The sequence below is a fragment of the Streptomyces sp. NPDC053513 genome, assembly GCF_044544765.1.
In the GTDB taxonomy this organism is placed as follows: Bacteria; Actinomycetota; Actinomycetes; order Streptomycetales; family Streptomycetaceae; genus Streptomyces; species Streptomyces litmocidini.
In genome coordinates, this window is sequence record NZ_JBITXP010000018.1 from 1 (window position 1) to 11,980 (window position 11,980).

An 11,980-nucleotide genomic window follows, 5' to 3' on the forward strand; every position below is an offset into this window, starting at 1 on the left:
GGGGGGGGGGGGGGGGGGGGGGGGGGGGGGCGGGGGGGGGGGGGGGGGGGGCGGGGCCCCCCCCCCCCCCCTCCGCCGTACCTCCTGCCGGTCTCAGACCGTCTCGTGCCGGTCTCAGACCGTCTCGGCGACCTTGGGCGCGTCGTCGCCGGACTCCGCCTTCGGCGCCGCGGCCGGTCCGGCGCCGCGGAGCGCCACCTCCTTGACGAAGAAGGCGAGGACGAAGCCGAGGACGGCGACGGCCGAGCCGATGAGGAAGGCGCCGTGCGTGCCGGACGCGACCGCGTGCTGGTAGGCCTCGCGGAGCGCGGCCGGGAGCTTGGCGAGGCTCGCCGCGTCGAGCTGGGCGGTCCGCTCCGTGAGCCCGCCGCCGCCGCGGGAGGCCATCTCGTCCTGGACGCGGCTGGTGAAGAGCGCGCCCATGATCGCGACGCCGAAGGAGGAGCCGAGGGTCCGGAAGAGGGTGGTGGAGGAGGAGGCGACGCCCATGTCCTTCATCTCCACGCTGTTCTGGGCGACCAGCATGGTGATCTGCATGAGGAAGCCCATGCCGGCGCCGAGGACGGCCATCCAGATCCCGGAGACGAGGCGCGAGGTGCCGGTGTCCATGGTGGAGAGCAGGAAGAGGCCGGCCACCATGAGCGCGCCGCCGACGATCGGGAAGACCTTGTACTTGCCGGTGCTGGTGGTGAAGCGGCCGACGAGCAGCGAGACGACCATCATCGACAGCAGCATCGGCAGGAGCAGCAGGCCGGAGTTGGTGGCCGAGGCGCCCTGGACGGCCTGCTGGAAGATCGGCAGGTAGAGGACCGCGCCGAACATCACGAAGCCGGTGATGAAGCCGATCAGGGACATCAGGGTGAAGTTGCGGCTGCGGAAGATGTGCAGCGGCATGATCGGGTCGCTCGCGCGGGTCTCGACGAAGAGGAACGCGGCGAGGGCCAGGGCGCCGCCGATCGTCAGGCCGATGATGGTGGCCGAGCCCCAGGCGTACTCCGTGCCGCCCCAGGTGGTGACGAGGACGATCGCGGTGATGCCGGCGGTCAGCAGCGCGGCGCCGAGGAAGTCGATGCGGGTGCCCGTGGCGCGCTGCTTCTTCGGCAGGTGCAGGACGGTGGTGAGCATGGCCAGGGCGACGGCGCCGAGCGGCAGGTTGATGTAGAAGGACCAGCGCCAGCCCCAGTGGTCGGTGATGGTGCCGCCGACGAGGGGGCCGCCGATCATGGCGAGGGCCATGATTCCGGCCATCATGCCCTGGTACTTGCCCCGCTCGCGGGGCGGGATCAGGTCGCCGATGATCGCCATGACGCCGACCATGAGGCCGCCGGCGCCGAGGCCCTGGACGGTGCGGAAGCCGATGAGCTGGCCCATGTCCTGGGCCATGCCGCTGAGCGCCGAGCCGATCAGGAAGATCACGATCGAGGTGAGGAAGACGCCCTTGCGGCCGAACATGTCGCCGAGCTTGCCCCAGAGGGGGGTGGAGGCGGCGGTGGCCAGGGTGTAGGCCGTGACGACCCAGGAGAGGTGCTCCAGGCCGCCGAGCTCACCGACGATCGTCGGCATCGCGGTGCCGATGATCATGTTGTCCAGCATCGCGAGCAGCATCGCGATCATGAGGGCGAGGAGGACGACGCGTACGCTGCGCGGCTGCGGCTCCGCGGCCTCCCCCTGTGCTGCCTTGTCGTTCTGTTTCGTCGCCATGTCGGTCCCCGTCGCTCCCTTACTTGCCGCCCGGCTAGTTACTACACTGAGGAAGGTAGGCCGGTAACTAGCCGGGCGTCAAGTAAGTTTTCTGGAAAGCGGAGACCCGTCATGGCCCGAGGCAACACCCGCCAGCGCATCCAGGACGTGGCTCTCGAACTCTTCGCCGAGCAGGGGTACGAGAAGACCTCGCTGCGCGAGATCGCGGAGCGGCTCGACGTCACCAAGGCCGCGCTCTACTACCACTTCAAGACCAAGGAAGACATCATCATCGGGATCTTCCAGGACCTGGCGCGCCCCATCGACGAGCTGGTCGCCTGGGCCGGCGAGCAGCCGCGCACCCTGGAGACCAAGCAGGAGATCCTGCGCCGCTACCAGAAGGCCCTGCGCGCAGCGGCCCCGCTGTTCCGCTTCATGCACGAGAACCAGGCGACCGTGCGCGACCTGAGCATCGGGCTCACCTTCAAGGAGCGCTTCATCGCGCTCAACCAGTTCATCCAGGAACCCGACGCCCCGATGAAGAACAAGGTCCGCGCCGTGAGCGCGATCTTCTCGCTGCACGCCGGGACCTTCTTCATGGACAACGTCGAGGGCGACCCCGAGGAGAAGCAGGAAGCCGTCCTCGAGGTCGCCCTCGATCTGATCGAGCAGGCCCAGGGGGCCTGAGCGACCGGGTGCGTCAGACGCCGACGCCGTGGGCCCGCAGGAAGGCCATCGGGTTGACGGCGGAGCCGTAGTTCGGGGTCGTGCGGATCTCGAAGTGCAGGTGGGGGCCGGAGGAGTTGCCGGTGTTGCCCGAGAGGGCGATCTGCTGGCCGGCGCCGACCTTCTGGCCGATGGAGACCTTGATCTTCGACAGGTGGGCGTACTGGGAGTACGTGCCGTTGCCGTGCTTGATCACGATGGCGTTGCCGTACGCGGGGCCGTCGCCGCCGCCGTACGGGCCGGCCTTCACGACGGTGCCGGCGGCCGCGGCGTGGACCGGGGTGCCGATCGGGACGGCGAAGTCCTGACCGGAGTGCTTGTGGGCCCACATGGCACCGCCCTGGTTGAAGCTGGCGCTGAGGGCGTACGAGGCGACCGGCTTGACCCAGGCCGGGGAGGCCTTCTTGACGGCCTTCACGGGCGTGGCCTTCACGGCCGCGGCCTTGGCGACGGCGGCCTTCACCTGGGCGGCGACGTGGGCCTGGGCGTCGGCCTGGGCGGCGACGGCGGCGGACGCGGTCAGCGCGGCCGGGGCGGTGACGGCCTTGCCCTCGGCGGCGAAGGCGGACCCTGCTCCGGCCACCAGCGTCGCTCCCAGACCCGCGGTGGCGAGAGCAACGGCGGTGATACGGGCGGCGGGGTTCATGACGCGCTTCGACATACGGGGGAAAACCTCCGGGACGTACGGGACCCGGCGCGGACGGTCGCCGCGCCGGGCTTGCTCATCCTTGGTAACCCGGGCCCCAGCCCATCCCAAAACACCCCATCTACGACATCACGTCGTAGCGATCTCCCCAGGAATACGACCCTTGACGACTCGGAGGCTGAGCCGCGAAATCGGACAAAACGACCTCATGAATCCGGTTTATCCGCATGTCGAGCCCCACCTGAACCGCCGAAAACACGGCGCACGGCCCGCCTCGGGCCCGGCGGGACCGAAGTCACGATGGTTGATCCCTGAACGTCCCGATTCGCGGCCAATGCGAGCCACTACCGCGCCTAGTACCCCCCGAAACCCCTGTGCGCCTTGTCACCAGCGCCCGGCTTCGGATGGGACCTGGGTCACGCCGCGAGTCATCCCGAATGGGACCTGGGTCACGCGACCGAGCCCGTCGGAAGCCCGTCCCGCACTACGCTGAGCGCTTCGGGGACCCACGGGGGGCACACATGGAACCGGCACTCATCGGCACGCGCCTCGCCTCGGCGGCGATCAGCCCGCTCCTGAGGAAACTGCTGGTCGGTGACGGCCCGGGGGCGGGCCTCACCGGCTCTTCGAAGATCCGGCTCTCCTCCCTGGTCTCCTTCCGGGGCGAGAAGCGCACCCTCACGGAGAAGGACGTCCGCAAGCTCGCCGCCACCCTCGTCGCACGCTCCACGGGCGGCCCCGGCGAAGCCCCCTTCCCGGCCGACGAGACCGAGGCCGTCACCGACACCCTCGCCAGGACCCTCCTCGCCCTCGGCGACCTCGACATGGACGACGTCCAGGCCGTCCGCCTCGGCCACCGCGACCTCGCCCGCCGGCTGCGGGCGGCGGCCCCGGCCCCCGACGGCCTCTCGACGGACTCGGCCCTCTACCTGGAGTCGATGACCGAATGGGCCTGCCTCCACCTCCTGGAGTTCTTCACCCAGCGCTCCACGTTCATCGCCCGCAGCCTGGTCGAACAGACCCGGACCCAGGCCAAGCTCATCGCCAAGGTCGACGAGGTCATCCGCCGGACACCACGGTCCGACGCCCGGGACGCGGAGTTCGAGCGCCGCTACCTGGACCACCTGGCGAAGAAGCACGGCCGCCTCACGATCCACGGCATCGACCTGCACCACTCGCCGGACCGGTGGCCGCTGGACCTCGCCTACCTGTCCCTGGAGGCGACGGGCGAAGCGCCCGTGCCGGACGAGTCGGGCTCCTTCGCCCCTCACCAGCGGGAACAGGCCGTCCGCGCCGACCTCGCCCTCGCCCGGCACGACAGGGTCCTGCTGCGCGGCCTCGCCGGCTCCGGCAAGACGACCCTCGTCCAGTGGCTGACGGTCTCGGCCGCGACCGGGGGACGCACGGACGGCATGGCGTACCTCCGGGGCCGCGTCCCCTTCGTCCTGCCCCTGCGCGCCCTCACCCGCCACGGCGAACGGCTCCCCGCGCCCGACCGCTTCCTCCCCGCCTCCGGCTGCCCGCTCACCCCGCCCGACGGCTGGGCCGACCGCGTCCTGTCCTCCGGCCGGGGCGTCGTCCTCGTCGACGGCATCGACGAGATCCCCGAGGCCGAACGCGGCCGGGCCCGCGACTGGCTCCGGGACCTCCTCGACACGTACGGGGGCAACCGCTGGCTCGTCACCTCGCGCCCCACGGCCGTGCGCGACGACTGGCTCGCCGGCGACGGCTTCACCGAGCTGACCCTCTCCCCCATGACCCGCGCCGAGGTCTCCACCTTCGTACGGCGCTGGCACCGGGCCGCCGGGCCGGAGGCGGAGCCGTACGAGCAGCCGCTCCTCGACGCCCTCCGCACCGCCGAGCACATCGGCCGGCTCGCCACCAACCCCCTGATGTGCGGCCTCGTCTGCGCCCTCCACCGCGACCGGCGCGGCTTCCTGCCCCGCGGCCGCAAGGCGCTCTACGAGGCCGCCCTGTCGATGCTCCTCGCCCGCCGCGACCGCGAGCGGGACATGGGCGCCCCGTCGGGCATCGCCCTCGACGAGGCGCCCCAGATCCAGCTGCTCCAGCGCCTCGCGTACTGGCTGACGCTGAACGGCCGCACCCAGCTGGACCGGTCCCGCGCGGAGTCCCTCGTGCGGGAGGCGGTCCCGGCGGTCCAGGAGGCCGCGCAGCATCCGCCGGAGACGGTCTTCACCCACCTCCTCCACCGCAGCGGCCTCCTGCGCGAGCCGACGGAGGACACCGTCGACTTCGTCCACCGCACCTTCCAGGACTACCTGGCCGCGAAGGCCCTGGTGGACCACTGGGACATCGGCGTCCTGGTCCGCCACGCGGCCGACGACCAGTGGGAGGACGTCATCCGCATGGCGGTGGGACACGCGAGGCCGCGCGAGTGCGCGGAGATCCTCCGCGAGCTGCTGGCGGCGGCGGACGCGGCCGAGGACCGCCGGGACCAGTTGCGCGTCCTGATGGTCGCGGCGACCGCACTCGAAAGTGCCACGGAGGTGTCCCCCGACGTACGGGACGAGGTCATGGCCCGCACGGCCGAGCTGATCCCGCCCCGCTCGGACGGCGAGGCCCGCCAGCTGGCGCTGGGCGGCTCGTCGGTGCTCCGGCTGCTGGGCGGGCCGGAGGAGCTCGGCGCGATGGACGCGTACCACTCGGTGATCACGGCCACCCACGTCACGGTGGACGCGGCCCTCCCCTATCTGGCCCGCTTCGCCGATCACCCCTCCCTGCGGATCCGGGCCCAGCTGATGCACGCCTGGACCCGCTTCGAACCCGGCCCGTACGCCGAGGAGGTCATCGCGCGACTCGACCCCAGCGGGCTCCGGTACTTCCTCCACGCCGACGAGCACGTGGACGAGCTCCTCCGGCTCGGCCTGCGTCCCGACCTGCTGGAGGTCGACGAGCCGGTGTCGGACGAGGCACTTGCCCGGCTCCTCGCCGCCTGCGACCCCGTGGCCCTCAGGCTGCGGCGGGCGGGCGGACGACCCCGCCTCTCCGCGCTGTCCGGACTGACCCGGCTGGAGTCCCTCGTCCTGGGACTGAGGGCCGACGCCACGTGGTCGGCGGCGGACCTGCCCTCGGGGGCACCGCTCGACCACCTCCAGCTGCCGGGCAGCTGGCCCGAGGACGGGCTGGAGACGCTCGGACGGCTCCGGAACCTGACCTCGCTGAACCTGTGGAAGGCGCCGTACGCGACCGCCGTCGCATGGCGAGGACTCGCCTCCCTCTCCACGGTGCGCACCCTCTGGATCGACGAGGGGGATCTCGTCGGCTGCCCGGAGGGGACGGCTCTGGAATCGGTGCGGACCGTCCGCCTGACCCACGAGGAGGAACCGGAGCTCAGCCGGCTCGACGCGGTCTTCCCCGCGCTGGACGAACTCGATCTCGTCCGGACGGGAAGCGTCGGGGGGTAGGCCCGCCCGTCTCTCGCACGCGGACGGCACGCGAAAGGGGCGGCCCCGGAACCATCAGGTTCCGGGGCCGCCCCTTCGGCACTACGGGCTCAGCGCCTGCGTCACGCGTCCTTCGAGAGGTTCGGGCCCGGGCCGCCCGCCGCCTCGATCGGCGGGGCGTCCGGCAGGGCCGTCTTCTCCTCGCCGCGGAAGGTGAACTTGCGCTCCTCGCCCTCGCCCTCCGTGTCCACGACCACGATGTGACCGGGACGCAGCTCGCCGAAGAGGATCTTCTCCGACAGCGTGTCCTCGATCTCGCGCTGGATCGTCCGGCGCAGCGGCCGGGCGCCCATCACCGGGTCGTAACCCTTCTTGGCGAGCAGCTCCTTCGCGGTCTGGGAGAGCTCGATGCCCATGTCCCGGTCCTTGAGGCGCTCGTCGACGCGGCTGATCATCAGGTCGACGATCTGGAGGATGTCCTCCTGCGTCAGCTGCGGGAAGACGATGATGTCGTCCACACGGTTGAGGAACTCCGGGCGGAAGTGCTGCTTCAGCTCGTCGCTGACCTTCGCCTTCATCCGCTCGTAGTTGGACTTCGTGTCGCCCTGGGCGGCGAAGCCCAGGTTGAAGCCCTTCGAGATGTCCCTGGTCCCGAGGTTGGTGGTCATGATGATGACCGTGTTCTTGAAGTCCACGACCCGGCCCTGGGAGTCGGTCAGGCGACCGTCCTCCAGGATCTGGAGAAGGGAATTGAAGATATCGGGGTGGGCCTTCTCGACCTCGTCGAAGAGGACGACGGAGAACGGCTTGCGGCGCACCTTCTCGGTGAGCTGGCCACCCTCTTCGTAGCCGACGTATCCGGGCGGCGAACCGAAGAGACGGGAAACCGTGTGCTTCTCGCTGAACTCCGACATGTCGAGGGAGATCATCGCGTCCTCGTCGCCGAAGAGGAATTCGGCGAGCGCCTTGGAGAGCTCGGTCTTACCGACGCCGGACGGGCCGGCGAAGATGAACGAGCCACCGGGGCGCTTCGGGTCCTTCAGACCCGCACGGGTACGGCGGATGGCCCGCGAGAGGCCGATGACGGCGTCCTTCTGGCCGATGACGCGCTTGTGGAGCTCGTCCTCCATGCGGAGCAGACGCGAGGACTCCTCCTCGGTCAGCTTGAAGACCGGAATGCCGGTGGCGGTCGCGAGGACCTCGGCGATCAGCTCGCCGTCGACCTCGGCGACGACGTCCATGTCGCCGGCCTTCCACTCCTTCTCGCGCTTGGCCTTCGCGGCGAGGAGCTGCTTCTCCTTGTCGCGCAGGGACGCGGCCTTCTCGAAGTCCTGCGAGTCGATCGCGGACTCCTTGTCGCGGCGGACGCCGGCGATCTTCTCGTCGAACTCGCGGAGGTCCGGCGGCGCGGTCATCCGGCGGATGCGCATCCGGGAGCCGGCCTCGTCGATCAGGTCGATCGCCTTGTCCGGGAGGAAGCGGTCCGAGATGTACCGGTCGGCCAGGGTCGCGGCCTGGACGAGGGCCTCGTCGGTGATGGAGACCCGGTGGTGGGCCTCGTACCGGTCGCGCAGACCCTTGAGGATCTCGATGGTGTGCGGCAGCGACGGCTCGGCGACCTGGATGGGCTGGAAGCGGCGCTCGAGGGCCGCGTCCTTCTCCAGGTACTTCCGGTACTCGTCGAGCGTGGTGGCGCCGATGGTCTGGAGCTCACCGCGGGCCAGCATCGGCTTGAGGATGCTGGCGGCGTCGATCGCGCCCTCGGCGGCGCCCGCACCCACGAGGGTGTGGAGCTCGTCGATGAACAGGATGATGTCGCCGCGGGTGCGGATCTCCTTGAGGACCTTCTTCAGGCGCTCCTCGAAGTCACCGCGGTAGCGGGAGCCGGCGACCAGCGCGCCGAGGTCCAGGGTGTAGAGGTGCTTGTCCTTGAGGGTCTCGGGCACCTCGCCCTTGACGATGGCCTGCGCCAGGCCCTCGACGACGGCGGTCTTGCCGACGCCGGGCTCGCCGATGAGGACCGGGTTGTTCTTGGTGCGGCGGGACAGCACCTGCATGACCCGCTCGATCTCCTTCTCGCGCCCGATGACCGGGTCGAGCTTGGATTCGCGGGCCGCCTGGGTGAGGTTCCGGCCGAACTGGTCGAGGACCAGGGACGTCGAGGGGGTGCCCTCGGCAGGACCGCCGGCCGTGGCGGCTTCCTTGCCCTGGTAGCCGGAGAGCAGCTGGATGACCTGCTGCCGCACCCGGTTGAGGTCGGCGCCCAGCTTCACGAGGACCTGGGCGGCGACGCCCTCGCCCTCGCGGATCAGGCCGAGCAGGATGTGCTCGGTGCCGATGTAGTTGTGGCCGAGCTGGAGGGCCTCCCGGAGCGACAGCTCCAGGACCTTCTTGGCACGAGGGGTGAAGGGGATGTGCCCGGACGGGGCCTGCTGGCCCTGGCCGATGATCTCCTCCACCTGCTGGCGGACCGCCTCGAGCGAAATCCCGAGGCTCTCCAGGGCCTTAGCGGCGACACCCTCACCCTCGTGGATAAGGCCCAGAAGGATGTGCTCGGTGCCGATGTAGTTGTGGTTGAGCATCCGGGCTTCTTCCTGAGCCAGGACGACAACCCGCCGCGCGCGGTCGGTGAACCTCTCGAACATCGTTAATCGCTCCTCAGAGCGGTCAGTCAGTTAGGGGTCGATCCCCTCCCTGTCCTTCCGCAGCTTAGTCCCGCAAGCGGGGACCGCTCATTCCAACTGCCGACATCCGTCCGGATCACCCCCTCTTCAGCGGGGAGACCTGCTGCCGAACAGCCGACAAATGCTCCAACCCGATGGTGCGAGACGATGTTCCCGCAGGCCAAGTAGTTACCCGCGCCATCAGTACGCCGATGGCGAACGTGAGACGCCGAAGCCCGCGAGTCGCCCCTCCCCACTAGGAATGTCTTACCCGTGAGGACTGACACTCCATGCGGCACACCCCGGTTCCCTCCGCTACCAGCGAACACCCTTGCGCGCTCGAATGCACCCTTAGGCCCCATCCCGGACACCTTGCGCGACCCGATGGGCACACCGTGTCACCGCGGGCGTAACCAAGTCGTCCCTCCGGGAGTTCCCCGGGCATGGTCTTCACCGTCCCGCCGCCCCGCTCGCCGATCGACGGCGGTGTGGCGCGGTGGTACGAGGACCGGCTCGGCTGGGCGACGGAGGCGGGGCCGCCGGTGCGGCTCGTCACCGGGCTGCGCTTCGACGTCCTGGAGGTGCCCGCCGAGGCCGGCCGGGGCGTGCTGCGCCGGATGGGCGCGGCGACGGGTCCGGTGGCCCTGGTGGGGCGCCGGATGGGGCTGCTCGTGGCCGCGGGGAGCGCGGAGGAGCTGCCGGGGCTGCTCGACTGGCTGGAGTGGGGCGGGATCTCACTGGATCTCGCGGTCCTCGGTGCCGACGGCCGGATGACCGCACCCCTTCCCCCGGGGTGGGGCGGATCCGGCGCGCCGGGCGCCGCGGTGTGGCTGCGGGCGCCCGCGCCGGGCCGCGAGGTCGAGGCCTCGCTTCCGGCGCTGCGGTCCGCGCCGTGGGGCGTTGCGGGCACCCCCTGTCTGGTGCGTCTCGTGGCCGCCGCCGCCGCGGAGTGCCATCGGGTGCGGCTGCTGAGCGCCCGTACCCGCGGGACGGCTCAGCAGCTGCCGCCTCAGCGGTTCGCGTCCTCGTAGGCAGCCTTGATGTCGGCGGGAACGCGACCGCGGTCGTTGACGTTCATGCCGTTCTCCTTGGCCCACGCGCGGATCTTCGCGGTGTCCGGGCTGCCCGTGGCCACGGCGCGGCCCTTGCCGCGTCCGCCGGTGGTGCGGCCACCGGTGCGACGGCCACTCGTGGTGTACGGCTCGAGCAGGCCACGGAGCTTTTCCGCGTTGGCGGTGGTGAGGTCGATCTCGTAGGTCTTGCCGTCCAGAGCGAACGTCACGGTCTCGTCCGCCTCGCCGCCGTCGAGGTCGTCGACAAGAAGGACCTGAACCTTCTGTGCCACCGGATTTCCTTTCATCGAAAATGCAGTACGCGGAAAGGAAACCGCTTTTCCCGGAAAAACACAAACCCCTGGGAGAGGTTCAGAACCCCGGCGGCACGGGAAACGTGCGCGATTCGGACATAGGGTTCCGCGAGAGGATCCCGGGCTTCCGCGTCACAGGTGCAGAAGCATCCGGCTGTTGCCCAAGGTGTTCGGCTTCACTCGTTCGAGACCGAGGAACTCGGCGACTCCCTCGTCATAGGAACGCAGGAGCTCGCTGTAGACATCTCCGTCGACCGGGGTCTCGCCGATCTCGACGAAGCCGTGCTTCGCGAAGAAGTCGACTTCGAAGGTCAGGCAGAATACCCGCCGCACCCCGAGCCATCGGGCGGTGTGCAACAACTTGTCCAGCACCTGATGTCCGACGCCGGCGCCCTTGAACTCGGGATCGACGGCGAGAGTGCGGACTTCGGCGAGGTCTTCCCACATGACGTGGAGTGCGCCGCAGCCGACGACGGTGGCGTCCTCGTCGCGTTCCGCGACCCAGAACTCCTGGATGGACTCGTAAAGGGTTACGGTCGCCTTGTCGAGCAGGATGCCGCGCTGCACGAAAGGATCGACGAGACGGCGGACCGCGGGGACGTCGCTGGTGCGGGCCCTGCGGACGGTGACGGCTTTGGCGGAGGTCGACATGGGGGGACGCTATCGCTACGGGCGGGCTGTCCCTTCGCCACCCTCGGGCTCCCGCGGGGGAGCGGGGAGCGGGTTGTCGCGCTGGACGATCCGGATGGCGTCGTTCAGCGACTCCCGCTGTTCCGGCGACATCATCCCGAAGAAGGCGACGAGCGCGGCGGCGGGGTTGTCGCTCTGCGCCCAGGCCTCGTTCATCAGGGCCGCCGAGTAGGCGGCGCGGGTGGAGACCGCCGTATATCGATAGGCGCGGCCTTCGACTTCCCTGCGGACCCAGCCCTTCTGGTGGAGATTGTCCATGACGGTCATGACGGTGGTGTAGGCGATGGACCGTTCCTGCTGGAGGTCCTCCAGGACTTCCCGGACGGTCACCGGGCGGTTCCATTGCCAGACGCGCGTCATGACGGCGTCTTCGAGCTCTCCCAATGGACGGGGCACAGCGTCACCATAGTGCTCGAAACGCCAATACGGGGCGATTTAAGACAAGAAACCAACAAAAAGGACGCACGACCTCGAAAGGTCGCACGTCCTCGGTGACGCGGGGCCGGCGGGAGCGGCAGCACGGGACCGGCGGGGCCTATACGGGCCGGGCGGGGCCGGTGCGGGCCGGGCAGGGCCTGCGGGCCGGCCGGCGGGGGCCGGTGCGGGCCGGCGGGGCCTCAGGAGGCGGCGGGGCCGTCCGCCTGGCGGGCCGCCTCGGCGCGGGCGAGGGCGGCGTCCACGGCCGCGTCCTCCTTGGCCTTGTTCGGGCCGCCCTGGCTCTTGACGATCGTGACGACGAGGCCGATGAAGAAGGCGGCCATCACGACGGGGGGCACGAGCGCGGATACGTATTCCATGCCGTCCA

At 70.3% G+C, this 11,980-nt stretch carries 10 protein-coding genes; 3 read left to right on the forward strand and 7 right to left on the reverse strand.

Annotation, left to right across the window (positions count from 1 at the left end; translation table 11 throughout):
* Positions 1-114: 114 nt before the first annotated feature.
* Entirely contained in the window at positions 115-1,701 is a 1,587-nt protein-coding gene (locus ACIGW4_RS26510; protein WP_123452937.1) for an MDR family MFS transporter, read from the reverse strand.
* Between the two features lie 111 nt (positions 1,702-1,812).
* Here ACIGW4_RS26510 and ACIGW4_RS26515 point away from each other — a divergent pair, with 111 nt between their 5' ends.
* A complete protein-coding gene (locus tag ACIGW4_RS26515; RefSeq protein WP_123452939.1) occupies positions 1,813-2,367 on the forward strand; it encodes a TetR/AcrR family transcriptional regulator in 555 nt (184 codons plus the stop codon).
* Positions 2,368-2,380: 13 nt separating this feature from the next.
* Here the strand turns inward: ACIGW4_RS26515 and ACIGW4_RS26520 are convergent, their stop codons facing one another.
* Positions 2,381-3,067 (reverse strand): M23 family metallopeptidase, encoded by a 687-nt coding sequence (locus tag ACIGW4_RS26520; protein WP_398708394.1) that lies wholly within the window; start codon positions 3,065-3,067, stop codon positions 2,381-2,383.
* 506 nt (positions 3,068-3,573) lie between these two features.
* On the opposite strand from ACIGW4_RS26520, the gene ACIGW4_RS26525 reads away from it, so the two are divergent.
* Positions 3,574-6,477 carry an NACHT domain-containing protein gene (locus ACIGW4_RS26525; protein WP_399583209.1) on the forward strand — a complete coding sequence of 968 codons (2,904 nt, stop codon included), beginning with the start codon at positions 3,574-3,576 and terminating at the stop codon, positions 6,475-6,477.
* Between the two features lie 101 nt (positions 6,478-6,578).
* Here ACIGW4_RS26525 and ACIGW4_RS26530 read toward each other — a convergent pair whose 3' ends face one another.
* Positions 6,579-9,101, reverse strand: a complete 2,523-nt coding sequence (locus tag ACIGW4_RS26530; RefSeq protein ID WP_123452945.1) for an ATP-dependent Clp protease ATP-binding subunit — start codon at positions 9,099-9,101, stop codon at positions 6,579-6,581.
* Between the two features lie 461 nt (positions 9,102-9,562).
* Here ACIGW4_RS26530 and ACIGW4_RS26535 point away from each other — a divergent pair, with 461 nt between their 5' ends.
* Positions 9,563-10,150, forward strand: coding sequence for an SCO3374 family protein (locus ACIGW4_RS26535; protein WP_399583211.1), 588 nt, complete (start codon positions 9,563-9,565; stop codon positions 10,148-10,150).
* On the opposite strand, the gene ACIGW4_RS26540 is transcribed toward ACIGW4_RS26535, so the two are convergent.
* From ACIGW4_RS26540 to ACIGW4_RS26555, 4 genes are all read right to left on the reverse strand, one after another.
* Positions 10,129-10,464, reverse strand: a complete 336-nt coding sequence (locus tag ACIGW4_RS26540) for an Lsr2 family protein (RefSeq protein ID WP_123452949.1) — start codon at positions 10,462-10,464, stop codon at positions 10,129-10,131. The two genes, ACIGW4_RS26535 and ACIGW4_RS26540, sit on opposite strands and share 22 nt — an antisense overlap.
* 153 nt (positions 10,465-10,617) lie before the next feature.
* Positions 10,618-11,136: an amino-acid N-acetyltransferase gene (locus ACIGW4_RS26545; protein ID WP_123452951.1), complete on the reverse strand. Its 519-nt coding sequence runs from the start codon at positions 11,134-11,136 to the stop codon at positions 10,618-10,620.
* A 15-nt stretch (positions 11,137-11,151) separates the two neighbouring features.
* A complete protein-coding gene (locus ACIGW4_RS26550) occupies positions 11,152-11,571 on the reverse strand; it encodes a BlaI/MecI/CopY family transcriptional regulator (RefSeq protein ID WP_123452952.1) in 420 nt (139 codons plus the stop codon).
* A gap of 221 nt (positions 11,572-11,792) precedes the next feature.
* Complete coding sequence (locus ACIGW4_RS26555; protein WP_123452954.1) at positions 11,793-11,972, reverse strand: hypothetical protein; 180 nt, start codon at positions 11,970-11,972, stop codon at positions 11,793-11,795.
* Positions 11,973-11,980: the final 8 nt, after the last annotated feature.